The organism is Streptomyces sp. NPDC058257 (assembly GCF_042881845.1).
In the GTDB taxonomy this organism is placed as follows: Bacteria; Actinomycetota; Actinomycetes; order Streptomycetales; family Streptomycetaceae; genus Streptomyces.
In genome coordinates, this window is sequence record NZ_JBHVXJ010000008.1 from 327651 (window position 1) to 354357 (window position 26707).

Annotated in this window: 20 protein-coding genes and 3 tRNA genes; 12 read left to right on the plus strand and 11 right to left on the minus strand. The window is 70.1% G+C overall.

All coding sequences use genetic code 11. The features are described from left to right. Positions 1 to 10: 10 nt before the first annotated feature. A complete protein-coding gene (locus tag ACFVXC_RS21635; protein ID WP_389907422.1) occupies positions 11 to 1333 on the minus strand; it encodes an ATP-binding protein in 1323 nt (440 codons plus the stop codon). Next, positions 1330 to 2022 (minus strand): hypothetical protein, encoded by a 693-nt coding sequence (locus tag ACFVXC_RS21640; protein WP_389907424.1) that lies wholly within the window; start codon positions 2020 to 2022, stop codon positions 1330 to 1332. The genes ACFVXC_RS21635 and ACFVXC_RS21640 overlap by 4 nt, the downstream gene beginning before the upstream one ends. Positions 2023 to 2186: 164 nt before the next feature. Here ACFVXC_RS21640 and ACFVXC_RS21645 point away from each other — a divergent pair, with 164 nt between their 5' ends. Both ACFVXC_RS21645 and ACFVXC_RS21650 read left to right on the plus strand, forming a co-directional pair. Beyond that, positions 2187 to 2627 carry a gamma-glutamylcyclotransferase family protein gene (locus ACFVXC_RS21645; RefSeq protein WP_389907426.1) on the plus strand — a complete coding sequence of 147 codons (441 nt, stop codon included), beginning with the start codon at positions 2187 to 2189 and terminating at the stop codon, positions 2625 to 2627. A 164-nt stretch (positions 2628 to 2791) separates the two neighbouring features. Beyond that, positions 2792 to 3088, plus strand: a complete 297-nt coding sequence (locus tag ACFVXC_RS21650; protein WP_389907428.1) for a DUF6355 family natural product biosynthesis protein — start codon at positions 2792 to 2794, stop codon at positions 3086 to 3088. 59 nt (positions 3089 to 3147) lie between these two features. On the opposite strand, the gene ACFVXC_RS21655 is transcribed toward ACFVXC_RS21650, so the two are convergent. Both ACFVXC_RS21655 and ACFVXC_RS21660 read right to left on the minus strand, forming a co-directional pair. Further along, positions 3148 to 5244, minus strand: a complete 2097-nt coding sequence (locus tag ACFVXC_RS21655) for a molybdopterin oxidoreductase family protein (RefSeq protein ID WP_389907430.1) — start codon at positions 5242 to 5244, stop codon at positions 3148 to 3150. Between the two features lie 134 nt (positions 5245 to 5378). After that, positions 5379 to 6152, minus strand: coding sequence for a vancomycin high temperature exclusion protein (locus tag ACFVXC_RS21660; RefSeq protein ID WP_389907485.1), 774 nt, complete (start codon positions 6150 to 6152; stop codon positions 5379 to 5381). 179 nt (positions 6153 to 6331) lie between these two features. Between ACFVXC_RS21660 and ACFVXC_RS21665 the strand changes: the two genes are divergently transcribed. The 5 genes from ACFVXC_RS21665 to ACFVXC_RS21685 all read left to right on the plus strand — a co-directional run bounded on the left by ACFVXC_RS21665 (position 6332) and on the right by ACFVXC_RS21685 (position 13404). Then, positions 6332 to 7270, plus strand: coding sequence for a sirohydrochlorin chelatase (locus tag ACFVXC_RS21665; RefSeq protein ID WP_389907432.1), 939 nt, complete (start codon positions 6332 to 6334; stop codon positions 7268 to 7270). A gap of 23 nt (positions 7271 to 7293) precedes the next feature. Continuing rightward, positions 7294 to 8607, plus strand: a complete 1314-nt coding sequence (locus tag ACFVXC_RS21670; protein WP_389907434.1) for a deoxyguanosinetriphosphate triphosphohydrolase — start codon at positions 7294 to 7296, stop codon at positions 8605 to 8607. 129 nt (positions 8608 to 8736) lie between these two features. Beyond that, on the plus strand, positions 8737 to 9999 hold the full coding sequence (locus ACFVXC_RS21675; protein WP_389907436.1) for an NAD(P)/FAD-dependent oxidoreductase: 1263 nt from the start codon (positions 8737 to 8739) through the stop codon (positions 9997 to 9999). A 44-nt stretch (positions 10000 to 10043) separates the two neighbouring features. Continuing rightward, the gene (dnaG, locus tag ACFVXC_RS21680) at positions 10044 to 11951 is read left to right on the plus strand and encodes a DNA primase (protein ID WP_389907438.1); all 1908 of its coding nucleotides are present in this window, start codon (positions 10044 to 10046) and stop codon (positions 11949 to 11951) included. A 118-nt stretch (positions 11952 to 12069) separates the two neighbouring features. Further along, on the plus strand, positions 12070 to 13404 hold the full coding sequence (locus ACFVXC_RS21685) for an RNA polymerase sigma factor (protein ID WP_389907440.1): 1335 nt from the start codon (positions 12070 to 12072) through the stop codon (positions 13402 to 13404). 82 nt (positions 13405 to 13486) lie between these two features. Here ACFVXC_RS21685 and ACFVXC_RS21690 read toward each other — a convergent pair whose 3' ends face one another. From ACFVXC_RS21690 to ACFVXC_RS21705, 4 genes are all read right to left on the minus strand, one after another. Next, the gene (locus tag ACFVXC_RS21690; RefSeq protein ID WP_389907442.1) at positions 13487 to 15397 is read right to left on the minus strand and encodes an ABC transporter ATP-binding protein; all 1911 of its coding nucleotides are present in this window, start codon (positions 15395 to 15397) and stop codon (positions 13487 to 13489) included. 14 nt (positions 15398 to 15411) lie between these two features. Then, positions 15412 to 17145 carry an ABC transporter ATP-binding protein gene (locus ACFVXC_RS21695; RefSeq protein ID WP_389907444.1) on the minus strand — a complete coding sequence of 578 codons (1734 nt, stop codon included), beginning with the start codon at positions 17143 to 17145 and terminating at the stop codon, positions 15412 to 15414. 149 nt (positions 17146 to 17294) lie between these two features. After that, positions 17295 to 18725 (minus strand): FGGY-family carbohydrate kinase, encoded by a 1431-nt coding sequence (locus tag ACFVXC_RS21700; RefSeq protein WP_389907446.1) that lies wholly within the window; start codon positions 18723 to 18725, stop codon positions 17295 to 17297. Positions 18726 to 18815: 90 nt separating this feature from the next. Beyond that, complete coding sequence (locus tag ACFVXC_RS21705) at positions 18816 to 19118, minus strand: YtxH domain-containing protein (protein WP_389907448.1); 303 nt, start codon at positions 19116 to 19118, stop codon at positions 18816 to 18818. 179 nt (positions 19119 to 19297) lie between these two features. Between ACFVXC_RS21705 and ACFVXC_RS21710 the strand changes: the two genes are divergently transcribed. From ACFVXC_RS21710 to ACFVXC_RS21720, 3 genes are all read left to right on the plus strand, one after another. Next, positions 19298 to 19370: transfer RNA gene (locus ACFVXC_RS21710), tRNA-Asn, on the plus strand. A 5-nt stretch (positions 19371 to 19375) separates the two neighbouring features. Then, positions 19376 to 19448, plus strand: a tRNA-Asn gene (locus ACFVXC_RS21715). Between the two features lie 176 nt (positions 19449 to 19624). Then, positions 19625 to 19698: transfer RNA gene (locus tag ACFVXC_RS21720), tRNA-Ile, on the plus strand. 151 nt (positions 19699 to 19849) lie between these two features. On the opposite strand, the gene ACFVXC_RS21725 is transcribed toward ACFVXC_RS21720, so the two are convergent. Beyond that, complete coding sequence (locus tag ACFVXC_RS21725) at positions 19850 to 21739, minus strand: tyrosine-type recombinase/integrase (protein WP_384273046.1); 1890 nt, start codon at positions 21737 to 21739, stop codon at positions 19850 to 19852. A gap of 508 nt (positions 21740 to 22247) precedes the next feature. On the opposite strand from ACFVXC_RS21725, the gene ACFVXC_RS21730 reads away from it, so the two are divergent. Continuing rightward, on the plus strand, positions 22248 to 23222 hold the full coding sequence (locus ACFVXC_RS21730; RefSeq protein WP_384273043.1) for a recombinase family protein: 975 nt from the start codon (positions 22248 to 22250) through the stop codon (positions 23220 to 23222). On the opposite strand, the gene ACFVXC_RS21735 is transcribed toward ACFVXC_RS21730, so the two are convergent. Then, positions 23219 to 24001: a hypothetical protein gene (locus ACFVXC_RS21735; RefSeq protein WP_384273040.1), complete on the minus strand. Its 783-nt coding sequence runs from the start codon at positions 23999 to 24001 to the stop codon at positions 23219 to 23221. The genes ACFVXC_RS21730 and ACFVXC_RS21735 overlap by 4 nt on opposite strands. A gap of 1 nt (position 24002) precedes the next feature. Further along, on the minus strand, positions 24003 to 24536 hold the full coding sequence (locus tag ACFVXC_RS21740) for a hypothetical protein (RefSeq protein WP_384273037.1): 534 nt from the start codon (positions 24534 to 24536) through the stop codon (positions 24003 to 24005). An 850-nt stretch (positions 24537 to 25386) separates the two neighbouring features. On the opposite strand from ACFVXC_RS21740, the gene ACFVXC_RS21745 reads away from it, so the two are divergent. Continuing rightward, positions 25387 to 26538, plus strand: coding sequence for a ParB/RepB/Spo0J family partition protein (locus ACFVXC_RS21745; RefSeq protein ID WP_384273035.1), 1152 nt, complete (start codon positions 25387 to 25389; stop codon positions 26536 to 26538). Positions 26539 to 26707 lie beyond the last annotated feature (169 nt).

The window sequence follows — 26707 nt, forward strand, 5'->3', positions numbered from 1 at the left end:
ATGAGGGCGGCTAGGCCTCCGGCAGGCGCACCGTCGCCACCGCGCCGCCGCCCTCCGCGTTGCGCAGCTCCACCCGGGCGCCGATCGCCTGCGCCTGGCCGAGCGCGATCGTCAGGCCGAGGCCCGTGCCCTGACCGCGCTCACGGGCACCGGTCTGGAAGCGCCGCGGGCCGTCCTTCAGGAGGTGCGCGGGGAAGCCGGGCCCGTGGTCGCTCACGGTGACCACGGGCCCGGCCACCCGCACGTCGACCGGTTCCGCGCCGTGCCTGAGGGCGTTGGCGACGAGGTTGGCGACGATCCGCTCCAGGCGGCGCGCGTCGGTGCGTACGAGCGTGCCGTCCGCGGTGGGCGCCACCGCGAACCGCACCGGGTATCCCGACCTCCGCACGATCCCCTCGGTCAGCGTGTCCAGCGGATGCGTCTGAAGGTCGGGCCGCTCCACCTCCGCGTCGAGCCGCGCCACTTCGAGCAGATCCTCGGTGAGGGCGCGCAGGGCGCCGACCCGGTCGCGCACGAGTTCCGTGGGCCGGCTCTGCGGCAGGAGCTCGGCCGCGGTGTGCAGACCGGTCAGCGGGGTGCGCAGCTCGTGGGCGACGTCCGCGGTGAAGCGCTGCTCGGCTTCGAGGCGCTGTTGCAGGGACGCCGCCATCGTGTCGACGGCGGTGGCCAGTTCGGCGACCTCGTCCCTGCCCGTTTTGCTGCCCGCCCCGCTGCCCGTTCCGCTGCCCGTTCTGCCGCCCGGTGGCCGTGGATGGTTGATGCGGGCGTCCAGGTCGCCCTGGCTGATGCGGCGGGCGGTGGCCGCCGCGGTCCGCAGCTCGCGGCTGAGCCGGCTGGCCAGGGCGGCGCCGCCGAGCGCGGCGAGAAGGACGACGACGGCGCCCGAGGCGAGCAGCTGCCGGTCGAACTCCGCCATCTCGGCGGTCTGATCGGCCAGCGACTCGCGGACGGAGAGCACATGGCCGCCGACCGGACGCGCCGCCCATACGACGGGATCGTCGGCGCCCATGTCGAGGTACGTGGTCCGCTGCCCGTCCAGGGCCGCGGCCCGCAGCGACGGAGGCAGATCGGGGGCGTCGACGGCGGCGTCCGTACCGGCGTCGTCGTCGGTGTCGACCTGCCCCGTCAGCTCGTACAGCTGGCGCACCCGCACCAACTGCGCGGTGGCCCCGGACCTGGCGCCCGCGGAGACCTGTTCGAGCCGCGCCTGGTGGACGAGGACCCCGATGGCGACGGCGACGACCGCGCAGCCGAGGGCGAGCAGCGCGGCGATCTTCCAGCGCAGGCCGAGGCCGTTGAGCGCGGCGCGGGCGCGCCGGGCGACGCCCTTCATCTCTGTCCGTCCGTGCCGCCCGAAGGTTTGTTCTCGTGGCGCTGGTGGTTCTTGTAGTTCTTGATGTCGCTCACCGTGGACATCCGTACGCCGTCCCAGTGGAACCGCACGGCCTGCTCGCCGCCGTTCGTGCAATGGCTGCGCACCAACAGGTCCGGGCCGAGCGTCTCGACGTTCATGCGCTTGCCCGTGGTGAACAGGACGGGGTAGACGCGGCCCTCGCGCTCCGTGTAGACGGTGAGGACGCTGCGTCCGCTCTCCGTGTCGGCGGCCACGAGCAGTTCGGGCTGCCCGTCGCCCGTCAGGTCCGTCCGGAGCGGCGGCCGGAGCCCCACCCGGCCTGGGCGGTAGATCTCGCCGCGGTCGGCGAGCGGCTTCATCCGCGGATCGGCCCGCAGGACCTCGCGGAAGTCCACCGTGCGGAGCCCGTCCTTGCCGAGCTTCGGCAGCCCTTCCAGAGGCTCCGGCGGCGGCTGGTGGGTGGCGGTCTCGGCGCCGGGCGCCTGGGGCGACGTGCCGGACCAGGCGGACCAGAGCGGTTCCGGGCGCGGCTGCACGGACACGGACGGCGCGGGCTCACCCGCGCCGAGCCCGTCCACACTGCCGCATCCGGCCAGCACGACGGCCGAAGCGACGGCGAAGGGGGCGGCGCGGCACAGGAGGCGGCGGCGGGTGCGGGTGGGCTTCATGGCTCTACCGACGGTAGGAAGCATCCATCACGAAAAGCGGGATGTTGTGTAACAGATAGGGGTAAGCGGGTGGAAACCTGGAGGTCAGGACCTTCGGCCTGGCCGGTTGCCCCTCCGCCCCGCGTCCAGCCCGCGTCCGGCCCGGTCCGGCGACAATCGGGTGCATGACGCCGACGTACGAGACCCGGCTGCCGTTCTTCGTGTACGGCACGCTGCGGCCGGGGGAGCCGAACCACGACGTCCACCTGCGCGGCAACGTCACGACCGAGGTGCCCGCCAGGCTCGCGGGCGCACTCCTCTACGAAGGGCCCGGCTATCCGTACCTGGTGGAGGAGCCCGAAGGGGGACCGGTGCGGGGCGAGTTGATCGCCGCGCACCCGGCGGCGTACGAACGGCTCCTCGCCGGTCTCGACGTACTGGAGCACTACGCGCCGGGAGACCCCCGCAACCTGTACGAGCGCGTGGAGCGCGAGGTGACCCTCCTGGACGGGACCGCTGCGCGCGCGTGGGTGTATGTCGCGGCGCCGTCGGTGGCGGCGAGGCTGCGTGCCTCGGGGGCGGTGATCGGGGGAGGGGACTGGGCGTCGTTCCGGGCGCGGCGCTGAGGGGGTGGGCCGGGCTGGGGCGATCCGGTGGACTCCGTCACTCGTGCGGGCGACGCACTCGAACCGCGTGATCGCGGAGGGTCGCCACTGTGGCACTCTCCGTGTGCACCAGTCGGTGCGCGAGTCGGTGCGTGAGCACCACGTCCTCAAGCAGGAGTTGCCCCATGAGCCTTCGCCGTTCGCTGCCGGCCCTCGTCGGCGCCGTAGCCCTCACCCTCGGCCTCCCCGTGGCGGCCTCCGCGACAGCTCACGCCCCGACGGCCGTCGTGAACCCCTGCGGGTTCTACGAGACCGGCAGCGACGCGTTCTACAACCACTGCACGGGCGACGGCTCGAACGTGGTCATCAAGGTGGAGGTGAGGATGGCCCCCGACTACGAGCGCTGTGTGGGCCCGGGCAGGAGCTGGCTGGGCTCGGCGAGCAAGATCCAGGGCGCGCACTACACCGGGCGCACCTGCTGACTCTCGTACGCGTACGACCGCGGGCCGGGGTGGCGCGAGCGCGCGATCCCGGCCCGCCGCTAGGCCCGCTCAAGGCGCACCGCGCACACCTTGAACTCCGGCATCCGCGACACCGGGTCGAGCGCCGGATTCGTCAGGGAGTTGGCGCGGCCCTCGCCCGGCCAGTGGAAGGGCATGAAGACGGTGTCGGAGCGGATCGCGCGCGTGATCCGCGCCGGGGCCACGGCCCGTCCCCGCCGTGACACGACCGTCACGGGTTCGCCGTCGCCGACCTCAAGGCGCGCGGCGAGTCGCGGATGCATTTCCACGAAGGGGCCGGGAGCGGCGGAGTTGAGCTCGTCGACGCGGCGCGTCTGGGCCCCCGACTGGTACTGGGCGAGGACCCGTCCCGTGGTCAGGAGCACGGGGTACTCCATGTCCGGCTCCTCGGCGGCGGCCCGATGCGTCACCGGCACGAAGCGCGCCCGGCCGTCCTCGGTGGCGAACCGGTCGAGGAAGAGACGGGGGGTTCCGGGGTGCCCGTCGTCGCTCTCGCTCCGCGCCTCGGGGCAGGGCCAGAACACCCCCTCCCCGTCCCCCTCCTTCAGCCGCGCGTACGAGATCCCCGAGTAGTCCGCGACGCCGCCCGCGCTCGCCCTGCGCAGTTCCTCGAAGACCTCCTCCGGGTCCGTCGGGAAGCCCTTCTCGTGGCCGAGGAGGGCGGCGAGACCGTGGAGCACGTCCAGGTCGCTCCGTACGCCGTCGGGCGCGCTCACCGCCCGGCGCCGCAGCAACACCCGCCCCTCCAGGTTCGTCACCGTCCCCGTCTCCTCGGCCCACTGCGTCACCGGCAGGACGACGTCCGCCAGTTGGGCCGTCTCGGAGAGCACGACATCGGCCACCGCGAGGAGGTCGAGCGACCGCAGCCGCTCCTCCACGTGCGCGGCGCGCGGCGCCGATACGACCGGGTTGGAACCCATCAGGAGCAGGGCCTTGATGTCCCCGCCGAGCGCGTCGAGCAGCTCGTACGCGGACCGTCCCGGGCCGGGGAGCGAGTCGGGGTCGACGCCCCACACCCGCGCGACGTGCGCCCGCGCCGCCGGATCCGTCAGCTTGCGGTAGCCGGGCAACTGGTCCGCCTTCTGGCCGTGTTCGCGTCCGCCCTGCCCGTTGCCCTGTCCGGTCAGGCAGCCGTACCCGGCGAGCGGGCGGCCCGCGTTGCCCGTGGCGAGGCAGAGGTTGATCCACGCGCCCACCGTGTCCGTCCCCTTGGACTGCTGCTCGGGCCCGCGTGCGGTGAGCACCATCCCGGCGTCGGCGTCGCAGAACATCGCCGCCGCGTCCCGGAGTCCGGGCACGGGAACGCCGCTGATCCGCTCCACGTACTCCGGCCAGTGCGCCATCGCCGCCGCCCGTGCCTGCTGCCAGCCGCTGGTGCGCTCCTCGATGAACGCCTCGTCCGTCCGCCCTTCGGCCACCACCAGGTGCAGCAGGCCGAGCGCGAGAGCGAGGTCGGTGCCGGGACGCGGCGCCAGGTGGAGGTCGGCCTGCTCGGCGGTGCGGGTCCTGCGCGGGTCGACGACGATCAGCTTTCCGCCGTTCGCCCTCAGCTCCGTCAGATACCGCAGCGCGGGCGGCATCGTCTCGGCGAGGTTCGAGCCGACGAGGATCAGACAGCCGGTGCGCGGGATGTCCTCGAGCGGGAACGGCAGGCCGCGGTCGAGCCCGAAGGCCCGCTGTCCCGCCGCTGCCGCCGACGACATGCAGAACCGGCCGTTGTAGTCGATCTGCGACGTGCCGAGCGCCACCCGCGCGAACTTCCCCAGGGCGTACGCCTTCTCGTTGGTCAGGCCTCCGCCGCCGAACACCCCGCACGCGTCCGCGCCGTGGTCACCGCGGGTGCGGGCAAGACCTTCGGCTACGCGGCCGATCGCCTCCTCCCAGGTGGCCGGTTCGAGGCGGCCCGTGGCGTGGGATCGGATGAGTGGCCCGGTCAGGCGCACCCGGGAGGAGAGCACCGCGGGCGCCGTACGGCCCTTGCCGCACAGCGCGCCCCTGTTCACCGGGAACCCGGGACGCTCCACGACCTCCACCCCGCCACCGGGGCCGGTGGCCAGGCCCATTCCGCATTGCAGCGCGCAGTACGGACAGTGGGTCGGTGTCGCCTCGGTGTGCATGGCGACCAGAGTCCGACGCCCGTGTTACACGCCCCGCCCCGCCGCGTTACGCCGTCGGTACGCCCCCCTCAGCCGACGCCCCGCCCCGTTGTGAGGCCCACAGGCCCTGATGGCCTGTTCCGCGGCGCCGCCCCTCAGCGCCGCGCCGCGAGAGCGTTGCGCACACCCGGCTCCTTGGGACCCAGGAAGTGCGGATCGGGCCGCAGCGTCGCGTCGAGCGCCGCCTTGCCGGCCGCGAACACCTCCCGCGCGCCGCCGTAGTACCAGGTGGCGTCATGCTTGGCGTCGACCCCGACGCCGTACGACGAGACGCCCGCCGCGCGGCAGAGCGCGACCGCCCTGCGTATGTGGAAGCCCTGGCTGATCAGGACCGCCCGGTTGACGCCGAACACCTTCTTGGCGCGCACGCAGGAGTCCCAGGTGTCGAAGCCCGCGTAGTCGCTGACGATCCGGCGGCTCGGCACGCCGCGCTCGGTCAGATAGGTGCGCATGGCGTCCGGTTCGTCGTACTCCTCGCGGCTGTTGTCGCCCGTGACGAGCACGACCTCTATCCGTCCCGCCTCGTACAGCTCGGCCGCCGCGTCGAGGCGGTGCGCGAGATAGGGCGAGGGCTCGCCCTTCCACAGCCCGGCGCCGAAGACGACAGCGACCCGCGTGCGCGGCACGTCGGCCGTCGTGCGCAGCCGCCCGTCCGCCGTCACGAAGAGCCAGGTCGCGGGCAGCAGCGCCACCACGCAGACGGCCATGAAGGCCTGCAGGGCCCGCCGCTGTCCCCGCCGTGTGCGCGGCAGCCGCAGGCGGCGCAGCCGGGCCACGCGTCCACGGGCCCAGTCCCGCACCGCCGACGGCCCTGACTCCCCTGACGGCGTTGACGCCCCCGGCGGTCCCGTCGCCCCCGATCGCCGCATCCATCCCGGCAGTTTCATCCCGCCCCCCGTGCCCCGAAGCCGGATCCCCCGATCCGATCACTGTGGACAACGGTAAGCGACCGCACTGACAATGCCGCGGCGCCCTCGGTGAGCCAGGCTGAAAGGACCCGTCACCGGCGCGCAACGCGACGGCAATACGGCCCGTCCATCCTCGGTCCATGACGCCGTCGAACCCTCTTAGCGACGAGTACGGCAGCTTCGGCAGCACTCCTCTCGAAAGTACGGCGCAACTCATGGACCGGATCACCAGCCAGCTCGGCAGCCAGCTCGACCGCGTGTCGCTCGACGGCACGCGCCGCGCCGCACCTGGCACGGCATCTCGCACCGCACCGGCGCCCGCCCTCGTCGTGGTCGGCCACGGCAGCCGTGATCCCCGCGCCCTGGCCGCCGTCACGGCGCTCATCGAACGGGTCCGTGAACTGCGGCCAGGACTCACCGTGCGCCTTGGCCACATCGAGCTGAACGAGCCGCTGCTCACCGACACCCTCGCCGCGGCGACCGGATCCGCCGTCCTCGTACCGCTGCTTCTCGGCCGCGGCCACCACGTCAAGCACGACATACCCGAGGCCGCCGCGGGCGCGGCGCACCTCGGCACACGGGTCGCCGCGCCGCTCGGCCCGCACCCGCTGCTGGTCGACGTGCTCCACGACCGGCTCGTCGACGCGGGCCTGCCGACCCGGCTCGGCAGGGCGGGGCGGCGCACCTGCGCAGTGATCCTCGCCGCCGCGGGCTCGCGCGATCCGGAATCGGCCACGGACACCCGGCGCACGGCGGACCTCCTCGCCGAGCGGATCGGCGTACCGGTGGTGCCCGCGTACGCGTCGCCCACCGCGGCCTGTGCGCTCAGCGTGCCCGCGGCGGTACGGGCCCTCGCCGCACGTGGCCGCCACCACACCGCCGTGGCCTCGTACTTCACGGCGCCCGGCCGCTTCGCCACGCAGTGCGCCGATGCCGCCGACTGGATCGCGTCGGCCCCGCTCGGCGCCCACCAGGCGATGGCCCGCCTCCTCCTGCACCGCTACGACCAGGCCCGTACGGGCGCCATGGCGGTCCCGGCCGCCGCGCGGGTGCCGCCCCGTCAGCTGACCTCCGCCTGAACACCTTCGTTTACTGTCGGTGCATGGAAGGCACCGCACCGAACGTGTACGACGCTGAGGCGGCCTATGACAAGGCCGCGGTCGAGCGATGGGCCACCGAGCCGGACAAACGGCCGGGGCGCACCGCCTTCCAGCGGGACCGCGCGCGCGTCCTGCACTCCTCCGCGCTGCGCCGCCTCGCCGGAAAGACCCAGGTGGTCACCCCTGGCACGCGCAGCAACGAGGCATGGGACGCCAGCGCACGCACCCGCCTGACGCACTCCCTGGAGTGCGCCCAGGTCGGCCGCGAGCTCGGCGCCGCCCTCGGCTGCGACCCGGACCTGGTGGAGACCGCCTGCCTCTCCCACGACCTGGGGCACCCGCCCTTCGGGCACAACGGCGAGCAGGCGCTGAACGAAGTCGCCGAGAGCTGCGGCGGTTTCGAGGGCAACGCCCAGTCCCTGCGGCTCCTCACCCGCATCGAACCGAAGCGCTTCGTCACGGACGAGGAGACGGGCGACCTCGTCAGTGTGGGGCTCAACCTGACCAGGGCCGCCCTGGACGCCGCCACCAAGTACCCCTGGCCGCGCGGCGCCCACCCCACCGACCCGGCGTCCCCCAAGTTCGGGGTCTACGAGGACGACCGGCCGGTCTTCGACTGGGTCCGCAAGGAGGCACCGGGCCGCCGCACCTGCTTCGAGGCCCAGGTCATGGACTGGTCGGACGACGTCGCGTACTCGGTGCACGACATGGAGGACGGCCTGCACGCCGGACACCTCGACCCGAACCTGCTGCACGCCGAGCCCGAGCGCCAAGACATCTTCGCCGTCGCCATCGGCCGCTACGTGCCCGCGGACACCGACCCCGAAGAGCTCTCCGAGGCTCTCGACCGCCTCCTGGAACAGGAGTGGTGGCCGCACGGGTACGACGGCTCCGCCATCGCCCAGGGCCGTCTGAAGGACGCCACGAGCCAGCTCATCGGCCACTTCTGTCTCGCCGCGGAGAGCGCCACCCGCGCGCGGTACGGCAAGGGCCCCCTCACCCGGTACGCCGCCGAGCTCGTCGTCCCGCGCGAGGCCCGCCACGAGTGCGCGGTCCTCAAGGCCGTCGCTGACCGCTACGTAATGCAGCGGCCCGCCCAGGAGCGGCTCCGCGCCGATCAGCGGATCGTCGTCGCCGAGCTGGCCGACGCGCTCACGGCCCGCGCCCCCGAAGGCCTCGACCCGCAGTTCCGCGCGCTGTACGACACGGCGCGCGACGACCGCGCGGCGCTGCGCGTGGTCATCGACCAGATCGCGTCGCTCACGGACGCCGCCGCGCGTTCCCTGCACGCGCGGCTCACCGCAAAACACCCCTGACATATGCGAAATGAGCCGATCGACCACGGGGCGTGACGAAAACTGGCCGGATCGGGTCGCAACCCCTTCCCCCATCACGCTCTGTGCGGGACGCTCCCCCCTGACGGCAAGGCTTTGAGGAGGCATCAAGTGGTCGACGCGGATCAGACGTTCGTCATTGTCGGAGGAGGTCTCGCGGGCGCGAAAGCGGCCGAGACACTCCGGTCCGAGGGCTTCACCGGCCGGGTGATCCTCATCGGCGACGAACGCGACCACCCGTACGAGCGCCCACCCCTGTCGAAGGGATACCTCCTGGGCAAGGAGGAGCGCGACAGCGTCTACGTCCACGAACCCTCCTGGTACGCGCAGTCGGACGTGGAGCTGCACCTAGGCCAGACCGTCGTCTCCATCGACCGCGCCACCAAGGCCGTCCACCTCGGCGACCGCGCCGTCATCCACTACGACAAACTCCTCCTCGCCACCGGTGCCGAGCCGCGCCGCCTGGACGTCCCCGGCACCGGCCTGGTGGGCGTGCACCACCTGCGCCGCCTCGCGCACGCCGACCGGCTGCGTCAGGTTCTGGCCAGTCTCGGCCGGGACAACGGCCATCTGGTGATCGCCGGAGCGGGCTGGATCGGCCTTGAGGTCGCGGCCGCCGCGCGGACGTACGGCGCGGAGGTCACCGTCGTCGAGTCCGAGCCCACCCCGCTGCACGCGGTCCTGGGCCCCGAGCTCGGCCAGATGTTCGCCGACCTGCACGCCGAGCACGGCGTCCGCTTCCACTTCGGCGCCAGGCTCACCGAGATCGCGGGCCAGGACGGCATGGTCCTCGCCGCCCGCACGGACGACGGCGAGGAGCACCCGGCGCACGACGTGCTCGCCGCGATCGGCGCCGCCCCGCGCACCGCGCTCGCCGAGTCGGCAGGGCTCGAAATCGCCGACCGCGCGCACGGCGGCGGTGTCGTGGTCGACGCCTCCCTGCGGACCTCGGACCCGGACATCTTCGCGGCGGGCGACGTGGCCGCCGTCCACCACCCGCTCTTCGGTACGAGGCTGCGCGTGGAGCACTGGGCGAACGCGCTGAACGGCGGCCCGGCCGCGGCGCGCGCGATGCTCGACAAGGACGTGACGTACGACCGCGTGCCCTACTTCTTCTCCGACCAGTACGACGTGGGCCTGGAGTACTCGGGATGGGCGCCCCCGGGGTCGTACGACCAGGTCGTGGTCAGAGGTGACGCGGGCAAGCGTGAGTTCGTCGCCTTCTGGCTGAGCGAGGGACGCGTCCTCGCCGGGATGAACGTCAATGTGTGGGACGTCACGGACACCATCCAGAAGCTGATCCGCACGGGTGCGCGGCCGCCCGCCGAATCCCTCTCCGACCCGTCCGTCCCCCTGGAGTCGCTGCTCGGGTGACGGGGCCTGGCGGGAGTGTCACACGTGGGCCGTAGTATTCCTACGTGGCTGGCAGGATCAATGACGAGGACGTGAAGGCGGTTCGGGACGCGGTCCCGATCGACGCCGTGGTCTCCGACTACCTCCAGCTCCGGAGCGCGGGCGGAGGCAACCTCAAGGGCCTGTGCCCCTTCCACGACGAGAAGTCACCGTCCTTCCAGGTCAGCCCCAGCAAGGGTCTCTTCCACTGCTTCGGCTGCCAGGAAGGCGGCGACACGATCGCCTTCGTGATGAAGATCGACCACCTCACCTTCTCGGAGACGGTCGAGCGCCTCGCCGCCCAGGCGGGCATCACGCTGCGGTACGAGGAGGGCGGGTACAACCCCACCAACCAGCGCGGCGAGCGCATCCGCCTCGTCGAGGCCCACAAGATCGCCGCGCAGTTCTACGTCGACCAGCTGGAGAGCCCCGAGGCCGAGATCGGCCGCAAGTTCCTCGCCGAGCGCGGCTTCGACCAGGCCGCCGCCGCGCACTTCGGCGTCGGCTACAGCCCGGCGGGCTGGGACCACCTCACCCGGTTCCTGCGCGGCAAGGGCTTCACCGACAAGGAGCTCATCCTCTCCGGCATCTCCCAGGACGGCCGCCGCGGCCCCATCGACCGCTTCCGCGGCCGTCTGATGTGGCCCATCCGCGACATCAGCGGCGAGGTCGTCGGCTTCGGCGCCCGCAAGCTGCGCGACGACGACAACGGCCCGAAGTACCTCAACACCCCCGAGACGCCGATCTACAAGAAGGGCCAGGTGCTCTACGGCGTCGACCTGGCCAAGAAGGAGATCGCCAAGACCTCCCGCGCGGTCGTCGTCGAGGGGTACACGGACGTCATGGCCTGCCACCTCGCCGGTGTCACCACCGCCATCGCGACCTGTGGCACCGCCTTCGGCGGCGACCACATCAAGATCCTGCGCCGCCTCCTGATGGACAACGGCTCGGCGCGGGTGATCTTCACGTTCGACGGTGACGCGGCAGGCCAGAAGGCCGCCCTGCGCGCCTTCGAGGACGACCAGAAGTTCGCCGCCGAGACGTACATCGCCATCGCGCCCGACGGCATGGACCCCTGCGAGCTGCGTCTGGCCAAGGGGGACACCGCGGTCGCCGACCTCGTCGAACCCCGCACGCCGCTCTTCGAGTTCGCGCTGCGCCAGATCGTCGGGCGGTACGACCTGGAGACCCCCGCCGGCCGCGCCGCCGCCCTCGACGAGTCGGCGCCGGTGGTGGCCCGCATCAAGAACAGCGGCGCGCAGCACGAAGTGGCCGTCCAGCTCGCCGGGATGCTCGGCATCATGGACACCCAGTTCGTGGTCAAGCGCGTGGCCCAGCTGGCGCGCTGGGCCCGCGACCGGGGCGGCAGGGGCCCGGCCCCGCAGCAGCGGCGCACGCACCAGGGCCAGCAGTACGAGGCATCCGCGCCCTCCGCGCCCTCCGGACCGGCGCTCACGCTCCGCAGCCCCGCTCACCGCACCGAGCGCGAGCTGCTCAAACTGGCTCTGCAACGACCCGAGTTGGTCTCCCCGGCCTTCGACGCGTACGGCGTGGACGAGTTCACGGCCCCGCCGTACGCCGCGGTGCGCCAGTGCGTCGAGGAGGCGGGCGGCGCCGAGGCGGGCATCCCCGAGTCGCAGCCCTACCTCGCCCGCGTCCTGGACGCCGCGCCGGACGACACGGTCCGCGCCATGGTCACCGAGCTGGCCGTCGAGGCGATCCTGCGCAGATCGGTGGACGAGATCTACGCGGGCGATCAGCTCGTCCAGGTCCGGCTGCGCGCCGTCGACCGCCGTATCCGCGATGTCCAGGGCAGTCTGACCCGCCTGAGCGGCCAGGGAGATCCCGCCCAACTCGCAGCCGTCCAGAACGAGTTGTGGGTCCTCCAGCAGTACGGCAGGGCGCTGCGCGAGCGCGGCGCGGACGCGCTCTGAGGTTCGGGTAGCGCGAGGCTGGTCACCCGTCGGGTAACCGCGCGGTTACGGACCGGACTCAGAAAGTCACCGCACGCCCCTCGTGGCGGCCGTGTGTCGTACCCCACACTGGGTTGCGGTGCCTGAGTCCTCGGAGCGCGGCCGGCCCGCACACAGCGGATCCGACGTACCCGCGATTCCACACATCGTGTTCGGGACGGACAGCGGCGAGGCCGTCGAAGCCGATCCCGCTGTACCGCTGCCGCACGCCTCAGCAGCGATCATCATGGAGGTCGCCCCCGTGCAGACCCAGACCCTCACCCAGACCGAGACCGCCGTTGCCGCGGAAGCGGAGGCGGAGGCGGATACGGACGTCATCGCGAGCGTGCCGTCGCAGAGCCGAGCCGCACGGCACCCGGAATCGGGACCCGAGAGCCCCGAAACGGACGAGCCGCCCGACCCCGGGGAGAGCCCGGAGGCCCCGGAGGCCCCGGAGGCCCTCGAACCGGACAGCGCCGACCTGCCCCAGCCGCCCGCTCCCCGCAGCCGCGCCGACACCGGCGGCCCGTCGTCCGACCTGTTCCGCCAGTATCTGCGCGAGATCGGCCGGATACCCCTGCTCACCGCGGCGGAGGAAGTGGAGCTCGCACGCGGTGTCGAGGCCGGTCTCTTCGCCGAGGAGAAGCTGCGCCTCGCCACCGACCTGGACTCGCAACTCGCCCTCGACCTGGACAAGCTGGTCGTCGTGGGCCGGATGGCCAAGCGCCGCCTGATCGAGGCCAACCTCCGCCTGGTCGTCTCCGTCGCCAAGCGGTACGTGGGGCGCGGGCTGACCATGCTCGATCTCGTCCAGGAGGGAAACCTGGGCCTGATCAGGGCGGTCGAGAAGTTCGACTACGCGCGCGGCTACAAATTCTCCACGTACGCGACCTGGTGGATCCGCCAGGCGATGTCGCGGGCCCTCGCCGACCAGGCCCGCACCATCCGCGTGCCCGTGCACGTCGTGGAGCTGATCAACCGCGTCGTCCGCGTCCAGCGCCGCATGCTCCAGGAGCGGGGCTACGAACCGACCCCCGAAGAAGTGGGGGCCCAACTGGACCTGCCGCACGAGCGGGTCAGCGAAGTCCTGCGCCTGGCCCAGGAGCCGGTGTCGCTGCACGCGCCCGTGGGCGAGGAGGACGACGTCGCGCTCGGCGACCTCATCGAGGACGGCGACGCGACGAGCCCCGTCGAATCGGCGGCCTTCCTGCTCCTGCGCGAACACCTGGAGGCGGTGCTCTCCACGCTCGGCGAGCGCGAACGCAAGGTGGTCCAGCTGCGCTACGGCCTCGCGGACGGCAGGCCCCGCACCCTGGAGGAGATCGGCCGGATCTTCGGCGTGACACGCGAACGCATCCGCCAGATCGAGTCCAAGACCCTCAACAAACTGCGGGACCACGCCTTCGCGGACCAGCTGCGGGGCTACCTGGACTGACGAGCGCCCCGAAGGGGCGCGGGGAACCGCGCGCTCAGCCACACTCGACGGGCACGCGCAGAACCCCGCTCCCACAACGGCGCTAGTCGACCTCGGCCACGGCCTGCGCGAACTGAGCGGCATACAGACGGGCATAGGCCCCGTCCTCCGCCAGCAGCGCGTCATGCGTGCCCTGCTCCACGATCGCGCCGTTCTCCATCACCAGGATCGTGTCCGCGTCCCGGATCGTGGAGAGCCGGTGGGCGATGACGAACGAGGTCCGCCCGTGGGCGAGCCGCGCCATCGCCTTCTGGATCAGCACTTCGGTACGGGTGTCGACCGAGCTTGTCGCCTCGTCGAGGACCAGGATCACCGGGTCGGACAGGAATGCCCGCGCGATCGTGATCAACTGCTTCTCGCCCGCGCTCACCCCCGTGCCGTCGTCGTCGATCACGGTGTCGTAGCCATCGGGCAGCGTGCGGCAGAAGCGGTCGGCGTGGGCCGCCCGCGCCGCCTCCTCGATCTCCTCGCGAGTGACGTCCTTGGCCGCTCCGTACGCGATGTTCTCCGCGATGGTGCCGCCGAACAGCCAGGTGTCCTGGAGGACCATGCCGATGCCGGACCGCAGCTCGTCGCGCGACATCTTCGCGATGTCGACCCCGTCGAGGGTGATGCGCCCGCCGGTGACTTCGTAGAACCGCATCAGCAGGTTGACAAGGGTGGTCTTGCCCGCGCCGGTCGGTCCGACGATCGCCACCGTGTGGCCGGGGTCGACCTTGAGGGACAGGTCCTCGATGAGCGGCTTGTCCTTCTCGTAGCGGAAGGACACCTGGTCCATCTCGACCCGGCCGCGCAGCTGGTCGGGGCGCTCGCCCGGTACCGGGTCGGCCTCCTGCTCCTCGGCGTCGAGCAGCTCGAAGATCCGCTCGGCGGACGCGACACCGGACTGCACCAGGTTCGCCATCGACGCGACCTGCGTGAGCGGCATCGAGAACTGCCGCGAGTACTGGATGAAGGCCTGTACGTCACCGATCGACAGTGCGCCCGACGCGACCCGCAGGCCACCGACCACGGCCACGAGCACGTAGTTCAGGTTCGACATGAAGAACATCAGCGGCTGCATGGCCCCGCTGTTGAACTGCGCCTTGAACCCGGCCTCGTACAGCGCGTCGTTCTGCTCGGCGAAGGCCTTCGCCGACTCCTCCTGACGCCCGAAGACCTTCACCAGGTTGTGCCCGGTGTACATCTCCTCGATGTGCGCGTTGAGCTTGCCGGTGGTCTTCCACTGCTGCACGAACTGCGGCTGCGACCGCTTGCCGACCTTCGTCGCCACGAAGAACGACAGCGGCACGGTGACCAGGGCCACCAGGGCGAGCAGCGGCGATACGTAGAACATCATCACCAGTACGCCGACGATGGTGAGCAGTGAGTTCACCAGCTGGCCCATGGTCTGCTGCAGGGTCTGGCCGATGTTGTCGAGGTCGTTCGTCGCGCGGCTGAGCACCTCACCGCGCTGCCGCTTGTCGAAGTACGACAGCGGAAGCCGCGACAGCTTCTCCTGTACGTCGCCGCGCATCTTGAAGACGGTCTTGTTGATGGCGCGGTTCGAGAGCCGCGTCGAGACCATCATCAGGAGTCCCGCGATCAGGAACACGCCGAGAGCGAGCAGAAGCACCTCGCCCACCGCGCCGAAGTCGATGCCCTTGCCCGGGGTGAAGTCGACCCCCGAGAGCATGTCGGCCATGCCGCCGTCGCCCTTGTCGCGCAGGCCCTCGATGGCCTGGTCCTTCGTGACGCCGTCCGGCATGTCACGGCCGACGATGCCCGCGAAGAGCAGGTCGGTCGCCTTGCCGAGGATCTTGGGGCCGAGCACGCTGAGCGCCACGCTGAGCACTCCGGCGCCGATCATCCCGTACATCGTGGTGCGTTCCGGCTTGAACTGCGCGAGGAGCCGTCTGCCGGACCCCTTGAAGTCCATGGACTTGGAGTCCGGACCTATCATCGGTCCACCCATGCCACCAGGGGGCATTACGCGGCCTCCGCTTCCGTCAGCTGGGAGAGCACGATCTCCCGGTAGGTCTCATTGCCGGCCATGAGCTCGCGGTGGCTGCCCGTCCCCACGACCCGGCCCTCGTCGAGGACGATGATGCGGTGGGCGTCCCGGATCGTCGCCACGCGCTGGGCGACGATCACGACGGTCGCCTCGGCGGTCTCGCGGCCGAGCGCGGCGCGCAGGGCGGCGTCGGTCGCGTAGTCCAGGGCCGAGAACGAGTCGTCGAAGAGGTAGATCTCGGGGCGCTGCACCAGGGTCCGCGCGATCGCGAGCCGCTGGCGCTGACCGCCGGAGACATTCGTGCCGCCCTGCGAGATCGGGGCGCCCAGGCCCTCCTCCAGGCCTTCGACGAAGCCCTTGGCCTGGGCGACCTCAAGGGCGTGCCAGAGCTCCTCGTCCGTCGCGTCCGGGTTTCCGTAGCGGAGATTGGTGGCGACCGTGCCGGCGAAGAGGTACGGCTTCTGCGGTACGAGGCCCACCGTCCGCGCCAGCAGCCCGGGCTCGATGGTGTGCACGGGCACGCCGTCCACCAGGACCTCGCCCTCGGTGCTGTCGATGAGCCGCGGCACGAGGCTGAGCAGCGTCGACTTGCCGCTGCCGGTCGACCCGATCACGGCGGTCGTCTCACCGGGCCGTGCGACCAGGTCGACGGCCTTGATGACGGGCTCCTCGGCGCCGGGGTAGCGGAAGCCCGCCTCGCGGATCTCCAGGTGGCCGTGGCGCCGCAGCTCGGTCACGGGGGAGGACGGGGGCACCACGCTGCTCTCGGTGTCCAGGACCTCCTCGATGCGCTCGGCGCAGACCTCGGCGCGCGGCACCATCATGAACATGAAGGTGGCCATCATCACCGACATCACGATCTGCATCAGATACGCGAGGAACGCGGTGAGCGCCCCGATCTGCATGCCGCCGCTGTCGATGCGGTGGGCGCCGAACCACACCACGGCGATCGACGAGATGTTCACGACGGTCATGACGATCGGGAACATCAGCGCGAGCAGCTTGCCGGTGCCGAGCGACACCTCGGTCAGCTCGCTGTTGGCCTGCCGGAAGCGGTCCTTCTCGTACTCGTCGCGGACGAAGGCGCGGATGACGCGGTTGCCGGTGATCTGCTCGCGCAGCACGCGGTTCACGGTGTCCAGGCGCACCTGCATGCTGCGGAAGAGCGGGCGAAGGCGCTTCACGATCAGGCTCACGCAGATCGCGAGGACGGGCACGACGGCGACCAGGACACCCGAGAGCGGTACGTCGAGGCCGAGGGCCATGATGATGCCGCCGACGCACATGATCGGCGCCGAGACCATCAGGGTGAACGTCATCAGGACCAGCATCTGCACCTGCTGGACGTCGTTCGTGGTCCTGGTGATCAGGGACGGCGCGCCGAACTGCCCCAACTCCCGGGCGGAGAACGACTGTACGCGGTCGAAGACGGCGGCCCGGACGTCGCGGCCGAGGGCGGACGCGGTGCGGGCGCCGTAGTAGACGGCCCCCACGTTGCAGATCACCTGGGCGACGGTGACGGCGATCATGACGCCGCCGAACGAGAGGATGTAGCCCGTGTCGCCCTTCACGACACCCTCGTCGATGATGTCGGCGTTGAGCGTGGGCAGATAGAGCGAGGCGCAGGTCTGCAGGAGCTGCAGGAGCACCAGCAGGGCGATGGGTTTCTTGTACGGACCAAGATGGGCCCGTAGGAGTCGTATGAGCACGCTCGGTCTCTCGGGAGGAAGTGGCGGCGGGGTCGGCGATGGTGGCGAGGTCGCACCCATACTCCGACATCGCACCCACCCTCGCGCAACCGATTAACCCATGACCCGGTAAAACATTAGTCCGGGTAAATAAGTCGCCACGCCGAAGGTCAGCCGTCAAGTGCTCCGGGGTGCGACTGTTCCCGCACGGTCCGGTACTGCTGACGCACCGCCTGACCCACGGGAAGCTCGTCGCCCGGCTCGAAGACCTGCGCCGACGCCCCCTGCCAGTACGGCAGTTGCCCGTTCAGCGCCCAGGCGGCCTGTCGCGCCGCACCGATCGCCGCGTAGTCCGCTGGCTGCGGCACCACGACCTGCGTGCCGAACAGCATCGGCGCCGCGGCCTGCACGGCCGGCAGCTCGGCGGCCCCGCCGAGCAGGAAGATCCGGCGCACCTCCACGCCCCGCGAGCGCAGCACGTCGAGCGCGTCCCCGAGCCCGCACAGCATGCCCTCGAAGGCCGCCCGCGCCAGATGCTCGGGCCGCATCGACTCCCGCCGCAGCCCCGTCAGGGTGCCCGCCGCGTGCGGCAGATTCGGCGTCTTCTCACCCTCCAGATACGGCAGGAGCACCAGCCCGTGCGCACCCGGCGTCGACTTCATGGCCAGATCGGAGAGCGCGTCGAGGTCGGAGACCCCGAGCATCTCGGCGGCGCCGCGCAACACGCGCACCGCGTTCAGCGTGTGCACCACCGGCAGATGCAGGCCGGTGGCGTCCGCCAGCGAGGTGATCGTCCCGCTCGGATCGACGAGCGCCTCGTGGTGGACGGCCATCACGGACCCCGAGGCCCCCAACGAGACGACCGCGTCACCCTGTTGGACCCCGAGCCCGAACGCCGCCGCCATCGTCTCGCCGGTACCCGCCGAGATCAGCAGCCCCTCGGGTGTCGTCCCCGCGGCCTCGGCGGGACCGATCACCTCGGGCAGCATCGCCTGGTGCCCGAGCGCGAGCTCCACGAGATCGGGGCGGTACGCACCCGTCGCCGCCGACCAGTAGCCGGTACCGGAGGCGCCGCCGCGGTCCGTCGTGCGCCGCGCGGGCCGCCCGAGCAACTGCCACACCAGCCAGTCGTGGGCCTGCATGAGGGAGGCGACGCGCTGGGCGGCCTCCGGCTCGGTCTTGGCCAGCCAGCGCAGCTTCGTCACGGGGTGGGCCGCCTGCGGGACGCAGCCCACGGCCTGCGCCCAGGCCTCGCGGCTGCCGAGTCCGTCGGTCAGGTCGGCGGCGGCGACCTGCGCCCGCCGGTCGTTGCCGACGAGCGCGGGCCGCACGGTGTTGCCGTGCTGGTCCAGGGGGACGAGCGCGTTCTGCTGCGCGGAGACGCCGATGGCCTGCACGCCTTCCAGCAGCCCGCCGCCCGCCGCCTCGCCGAGCGAGAGCAGCCAGGCCTGCGGATCCACGTCCGAGGGACGGCCGCCTCCATCGGGGCTCTCCGTCGGATGCGGGGCATAACCCTGCTTGAGTACGGCGCCCGTGTCCGCGTCACAGACCACGATGCGCGTGAAATCGGGCGAACTGTCCAACCCTGCGACTATCCCCATGCCTGGAATTCTGCCGCACCGCGCGACGTGTCCCGTACCTCAGCTCCCAGGAACGGCCCCCGTCACGTACTGGTCACCTATGAGCACCGGTCACGTATTGGTGGTGCCCCAGTCGTCCTCGCCACCGCCCTGCCCGCGATCGCGCAGCGACCGGACGCGGTCGGTCACCGAGTCGGGGACCCGGTCCCCGACCTTCTCGGACACGGAGTGGAAGGCCTTGCCCGCCACGTCGCGGCCCTGCTGCGTCGCGGACTCGACCGTGTTGCGCACGGCCGGGTTCTGCGAGAACTCGCGGGCGGACTTCTTCAGCTTCTCGTAGCGCTCGCGACCGGCCCGGGTACCGAGCACGTACCCGAGAGCCAGTCCCGCCACGAATGTGAGCCGGTAGCGCATGACTGCCACCCTTCCCTTGCGTCGGCGTCGAGCGTGTGTTCGCTCGTCTGCTGCTCTGTGTCGGCGGTGGGGGATACCGATTGGCGGAGCACCCCCCTGCTTGCGCTAATGTATGTGTCGCAGCGACCGCCCGCCGCCTGGAGAGTTCCCAGCTAGGTGCGTTCGATGCAACGAGACGATCCCCTGTAGCTCAATTGGCAGAGCAGCCGGCTGTTAACCGGCAGGTTACTGGTTCGAGTCCAGTCGGGGGAGCTCGGTCTCCTGTAGCTCAATTGGCAGAGCAGCCGGCTGTTAACCGGCAGGTTACTGGTTCGAGTCCAGTCGGGAGAGCAAGTGAGAAGGACCCTTGAGATTCCACTCAGGGGTCCATTTTCATGCCTGGTGGAACCATGTGGGCAGCCCTGCGGTCCTCATGGTCGAGCGATGCCGACCATCCGAAGCAGGAGATCGTATGAGCGGCTATGCTGCGGCAGACGGCGCGCACAAATGTGCGCGACGCGCCGTTAGGGGCGGTAGCTCAGCCGGTTAGAGCAGCGGACTCATAATCCGTCGGTCGTGGGTTCGAGTCCCACCTGCCCCACTCCCCGGTTCTCCCAGAGAACCGTTTCTACCTGCGGAAACGCGGAAACGGTGGGCACCACTCCAGGGTGGTGCCCACCGTTCATTCGTTCAGACCAAGATCCAGTGGACACGTAGTGGACACGGGGACGATTCAGTGGACAGAAGTGCCCTCACGCCGCCTTCCGCCGCCCGTTCGGAGCCCTGCGGGCGGCGCGGGATGCCGCCGGGGGCAGACCGGTCGGCAGCGCCCAGCCGTCCACGCTCGGGGATTCGGATCGGGCCACCGTGAAGCGCGTCAGCGAGAAGTCGGACCGCTGATCCGCCGCGTAGAGAGCGTTGAAGTTCTCCACCCGAACCAGCTCCAGCTCCTTCGCCGCGCAGTGGTCCCGTATCCACTTCACCGCCGCGTTGGCAGCGTCGTCCTGGCCCCGGCCGGACAGAGCGATCATGCCGAGAAGATCGGTGCCCGGCTGCTGCTGCGCCCCAACGGCCCAGGTGTCACCTGACTGGCGCGCCCCGTGGGCGAAGAAGACGGCGAAGTCGTTCTGCCAGGCCGTTTCGGGGATCGACAGCGGGGTGCGCACCTCGAAGGGAACGTCACGAGGGACCACGGTCATGACCGACTCGGCCTCGGCCCGCATCATCTCCGGCAGGACGCTGGTGTAGGTGTCGGAGGTGATCTGGCGTGAGGAGTGCCCCAGCTTCTCCTGAACCACCTTGATGTCGTGACCGGCGAGCAGGGCCAGGGTGGCAGCGAGGTGACGCAGGTCGTGCAGGCGAACCGGAGGCAGGCCGGACAGCTCCACGAGCCGGGTGAAGCGCCGGGATATCCAGTCGGGGTGCAGCTCCTCACCGTTCTCGTGCGTCCACACCCGACCGTTCTCGACATACGCGGCGCCCCACTCCTGCCGCATCCGATCCTGCTTGGCGCGGAAGCTGACCAGGTTGTCGCCGGACTCCAGGCTCAAGGGCAGGGTGCGGACGCTGTCGGCCTTGGGCGCTTCGCCGTACAGCTTGTAGGCGACCTCCACGATCTGCTGGGAGATACGCATCCAGAGGGCGTCGGTGCTCACCTCGGTCCACGGCAGCGCGGCCATCTCACCGCGGCGGGGGCCGAGGAAGATGAAGGTGTGCCACAGCTCGTAGAGCCAGTCCTCCATGACGAAGTCGAGGAACTCGCCGGTGAGCTGCGGTGTCCAGACCATGACCGGGCCCGGCTTCTCGCCCGTGCGCTTCCAGTGCTCGATGCGCTCGGGGGTCCAGACGAGCGGCTTCGGCCGGGTGACCGGCGGCAGCTCAACGAGCTGCGCCCAGTTCCTACTGAACGCCTGCTCGCGCTTGATCCCCCAGGAGAGAGCTGAGCTGAGGGTGTCGTTGATGCGGTGCATGGTGGCGGCGGAGGTGACCTTCCGCAGCCCCTTCTTCCCCTCGCGGAGAGCGGCGTTCGCGTCGAGGAAGGCGCGGCGGGTGGTGCGGCGCTCCTCCCTCTTGGCGTAGCCCGCCGTCTTCACCCAGGCTTGGTGCGCTGCGTCCCGGTCCTTCTGGAGCTGATCGACGCGAAGGCGGTGGAGAATCCGCTCGGCGTTCTCCTTCTCGATCGCGTCGTAAATCTTGTCGATGTGCCGGACCTTGAGGTCACGGCGCTTGATGTGCCCAAGGTGAGGGAGCAGGTAGTTGGTGATGTGCTCCTCATAGCCGTGGCGGGTCGTGCGGGCCAGCGACTTCTTCGCCTTGATCCACCGAAGGAAGAAGTCTCCGCACTTCTCGTCGGACAGCACATCGGTGCCGGCCGAGGCGGCGTCGTACAGCTCCTTCGCCTTCGCCTTGGCGTCGTCCAGCTTGGCGAAGCCGCCACGGCGGACGCGTGCGCGCTTGCCACCCTCGCCGGGCTCCGCCTCGAAGTAGAAGGCCCAGGTGCCGTGTCCCTTGCCCAGTTTGGGGCACGTGGTGCCGATGGAACCGATTTTCGGCTCGCCCTCGGCGTCGAGGACGGGCTTGCCCTCTTTGTCCTTGAGCGGTCCCTTGCACTGGCACCGCCGGTAGTAGCTCGGCTCGAACATCCGACCCCCTGCTGGTCTGTTGCTTGGCTCACAACCAGTCATCGGTGTCGTACGTATCCGTACGTGTCTGGCGTGATCTCCTTCGATCTTGCTGGGGCTGTCGGACACTGTTGTAAAGTCGTTTTCCAGTTGGCGCGGGGGAGACAGGCGACCAACGATGACTGCTCATGAAGCGGGCGGAACCGGAGCCATGGGGCTGGAGGAGCTGCGAGCTCTGCCAGCCACGGTCAATGTGACAACAGCTGGACGTGCACTGGGCATTGGCCGGGACAAGGCGTACGAGTTGATCAAGGCGGGCACGTTCCCCGTCAGGACGCTGCCCCTCGGCGGCACCGTGCGCGTTCCGACAGCTGAACTGTGGCGGGTGCTTGGAATCGAGCCTCGCGCGGAGGTGAGTCCGTGATCACGAGATACGTAGGGATCTGAGGTGTGTGTTGGTTTGTCAATACTGTTACCTATCTCGCTGGTAAATTAGTACGTGTATGGGGGTCGGGTAGAGGGGTCGAGAATGCCAAGGCTCTACGGTTTTGAAGACATGGCGTACCGGCGTGTGCGCGAGGCGGAGGCTGCGGGTATCCGGGCCGCCGCCTCGCGGCGGCTGGAGGCGCAGAGCTTTCCCGCGATCACGGCGTGGATGAGCGAGGAGGGTTACCGCACCACTCAGGGCAACGAGTTCAAGCCGGATGTCCTGGCCGGCGTTCTCCACCATCCGGCGATTGCCGGTCTGATGGAGGACGAGAGTGGCGAGCTGGTGGACAGCGGCGGTCCTCGGATCATCCCTGTCGCCGACTTCATGGCTATCCGCGCCATGAGGCAGGACAGGGATGCGGGCAAGAGCGGTGACCAGCAGGAGTACCTTCTCTCCGGCCCGCTCAGCGTGTGCGGTTTGTGTGCTCACACGCTTGGTGCGTCGCCGTCGAATGCAGGGGCACGCGGGCACCGCTGCCCTCCCAGCACGGCGCAGCACCCGGGTGGCTGCGGCAAGGTCCGGATCAACGCGGACCTGTACGAGACGTATGTCGCGGAGCAGGTTCTGGGCGAGCTGGCCAAGCCGGAGGTAGCGGAGCTGATCGGCGCTGCACGCGATGAACTGCTCTCCCAGGCGAAGGACCTGGATAGACAGGTTGCAGCGGCGCGCCGTCGGCAGAAGAAGCTGGGCGAGGATTACGCCGCAGGGTCGGGGATGTCGCTGGCCGCCTTCAAGGCGGCCGACAAGGCTCTGACGAGCACGATCCGGGATACATCGACGCAGGCCCGGTTCCTGAAGCAGGTCAAGCACGTACCCGCGGGGTCTGTCCCGGATCTCGTGCGCTGGTGGAATCACGCGCCGCTGAAGGCCAAGAGGGGCCTGGTGGTCCTTCTGCTGGAGCAGATCGCCGTGTACCCGGCCGCGTCCAGGGGCTCGCGCACCGTGGATGCGGACCGGGTCGGTTTCACCTGGCGGCAGTGGGGTGCCGCCGAGCAGGAGCCGCGCTCTGCCTAGACGTTGACGCTGTCGCGCAGTGCGCTGGAGCGGCGGCTGTTGCTGAGTACTGCCATCGAGAGCCCGGCGGCGATGCCTCCGATGGACAGCCCCGCAAGCGCGGGGCTGATTACGTTGTCAAGCGCCAGCGGCCAGGCGTGGCCGCTTTCGTAGGCGAGGACGTAGCCGCCTCGGCTCAGGGCGTAGAAGACGCCCATTGTCGCTCCGCCTGCCGCGACGGCCAGCCCGACGCCCGCTGGGCGGCCCTGTCGCCACATGGCGCGGGCGAGCTTCGTTGCGCGCATCGACACCTCGGCCCCTGCGGCAGCGAAGAAGCCCAGGTACGTCAGCAGGTAGGTGCGGACATCCTCGCTCTGCGCGTACGAGGTGGACAGATCCAGGTCGAGGCGCGCGGGATCGGTACGGCCGAACTGCCAGATCAGCAGGCTGGACACCACGACGACGAAGGCGATGCGGCACGCGATGCCGACGTCGTGGGGCAGGCCCCGGTACTCCCAGTCGATGATCAGGATCTGAAGGCTCGCGCAGCAGATGACCGCAGCGATGTCCGAGACGAGCGAGGACAGCTCGACCGTGGTGGCTCTGTCCGCGAGTTCGGCCACCGCCGGGATCGCCAGCAGGGAGCCGATGAAGCTGGTGACCAGCGCGACGACATGGGCGCGGCGCGATACGCGGAACGCGTTGCCGCTCAGTCTGCGCCGTACCAGGATGCGGCTTAGGGCTATCGCCGTACTGAGCAGGGTGAGCACCGAGCACAGGCCGAAGATCGGGCCGTCCACGTCAGTGTCCTTCCAGGTAATCCGCTGCCCGCTCAGCGGCGTCGTTCAGGCTTCGGCGACGTGGACGGCCCTCACGGGGCTGGTCGACGCCGGGAGGGGGTGGGGGGATCGCCGGGACATCGTCAGACAGTCCCTCCCGGCGACGAATCTCCTGGAGCCTTGTACTGATTTCAAGAATGTCCTGCACCTCAAGTCCTTGCATTAAACGCAGGACTTCGCGCGCCTCGGGTCTCGTGGCGTACACGGTGAGCGCGGTGAGGTCGTCCCACTCCTTTCCGCTCAGGAGGAAGGCCGCCGGCACGCCCAGGGCGCGGGCCAGGGCGTCGATCGTTGAGGCGCGCGGGTTGCCGCTCTTCCCGTTGAGCAGGCTGGCCACCTGGCCGTGGGAGATCGTGGAACCTTCCCCGCCGAGGGTGGCGTCGGAGATGTCCCTCGCACTGGGCGTGAAGCCGCAGGGGTCGCGCCGCAGCCTGAGCAGGACGAGGAGTTTCGCCGTGAGGCTCAGGGGCCGCCCAGTGTTGTGGGTGTCTTTCAAGTTCGTCTTCTCTGGCTGTGTCGTATGCTCACGACTGTGTGACTAGCCGGTAACAACCGCGTGGAACCTCACAGTACCTCGCAGGTGGCAGGGGTTATAGGGTTTGTCGCACAGTTTCTCGGCGGAGTGTCGTCCGGTGATGCGGGCACCGGCGTGCTCCCGCGTGCCCGCCGTGTGGCGGGCGCCCCGAGTGAGTCGCTGTTGGGTGGGCGAAGGCGGCGGTGCGCCGTGCACGGGAGGGTCCATGTCCGAGGTTGATGAACGACGGATTGCTGAGATCGCGAAGGAGCCCCCGAGGGTCCTGCGCGGTACGGCTCGCCGGGCTGCGCTGGACGATGCGCGCAGAGCAGTTGAGGTGATGGCGCTTCTGAGGAAGCGGAAATCAGGCGGAGGAAGCGGCGCCGGGGGTGAGACATGAGGACCACGGGGCGGCGCCCCTTCGCTGTCGAGATAGGTGACATTCTTGAAGAGCTGTTGTACGTTCTGACGTGCCGGGCGGGGTACAGCAGCCGCAGGACCCCCGCACGGCAGCGTCGCGTGAGCGGCGTCCTTCCCTACTCCTCGCCGGGTGGCCGACCCCCCCGCGCCCCGCCCGGCGAGGAGTCGGCCGTCTGATGCGGCCGTCGGGGGTGCGTGACGGGAGTCGGCCCGCCGTGACCGCTTGGTCGTGGCGGGCTCTCTCGTATCCGCACTTGCCGCATTTCAATTCATGGAATGGCGCGCAATTCCCCTTTCTGAATTCCTTTGCATTAAAAGAGTTCCCCACTTGCTTTGGCGGTAATTGCCATTAAGATATAAGTGTAAGAACAAAGGGAAACACCTTAACGGAATTCACGAAAGGCGCGGGAAGATGACCGACACCAAGAAGATCGAATTCATCAGCATCAAGATCACTGAGATCGCCCCCAACCCGGAGCAGCCCCGGAAGTACTTCTCTCCGACCGCCCACGAGGAACTGACTGGCAGCATCAAGGAGAACGGCCTTCTTCAGCCGGTCGTCGTGCGGCCCGTCGAGGGCGGCGAGGTGCCCTACATGCTGATCGCGGGGGAGCGGCGCTGGAGGGCCTGCCAGGAAGCCGGCCTGGAAGCCGTTCCCGCCAAGGTCGTGGAGGGGGCCTCCGAGGAGCAGGCTTACGTCCTCAGCATCGCGGAGAACGTAAATCGGGCGGACATGACGATCATGGAGGAGGCCGGGGCGTACGCCGACCTCGCGGCTGCCGGATGGGAGCCGGTGAAGATCGCCAAGCAGTTCGGCAAGACCGAGACTCACATCACCTGGAGGCTGGGTCTGCTCACCCTGCGCCCCGAGGTGTCCGAGATGGTCGACAAGGGTTTGATCAAGAACAACCTTGCCTGGCACATCGCTCAGCTGAACCCGGGCAACCAGATGATCGCGGCCTCGCGCTACGTGCGAGGGGACTTCGACAGCGAGTCCGAGGCCCAGCACTTCGCCAACGGCCTCAGGAACGTCGAGCAGCAGACCTCCCTTACCAACGAGCAGCCGCCCACGGAGGAGGAGGCGGAGAAGCGCAAGGTGGCCAAGGCTAAGGCGAAGGACGGCCTGGGCAAGGCGGAGGACGTCCTGATCCCGCTGCTGGAGGACCTGGCCAAGAAGAAGCCCGAGGACCTGGCCGTCATCCTCGGTGACGACCTCGCCCGCCACCTGCGCGTGGTTACCCGCCTGCACGCCAAGGTGCAGATGGTGAAGAACATCCTGAGCAAGGCCCAGGGTATTCAGCGGGCCATGGAAGCGGAGTTCAACAAGGCGGCCGTTGAGGTCCAGCAGGAGGCGGCCAAGGAGAAGCAGGCGGCCAAGACCGAGGTCAAGCCGGAGGGCGAGGTCAAGGCGGAGGCCAAGCCGGAGGTCAAGGCCGAGGTCAAGCCGAAGCCGGTGGCGAAGAAGGCGGCGGCCAAGCCCGCGGCCCCGGCGCAGCGGACCGGCTCGGCGGCCAAGAGCACGGCGCGCCGGACGCCCGCCAAGAAGACCGAAGCGGCGAAGTAGGACGGAGGGGCGCGGCGGTGGCCGCGCCCCTCCCTTCCCCCCTGGCAGAAGCGTGGGGGGGGGGCGCGGTGGGGGGCGCGCGGCCCCGGGGGTACCCGGCGGGGGGGGGCGTGGGAGAGAGGAAAATGTGTTTGGGGGGAGGGGTGCGGGGCGGAGGGGTGTGCAGTGG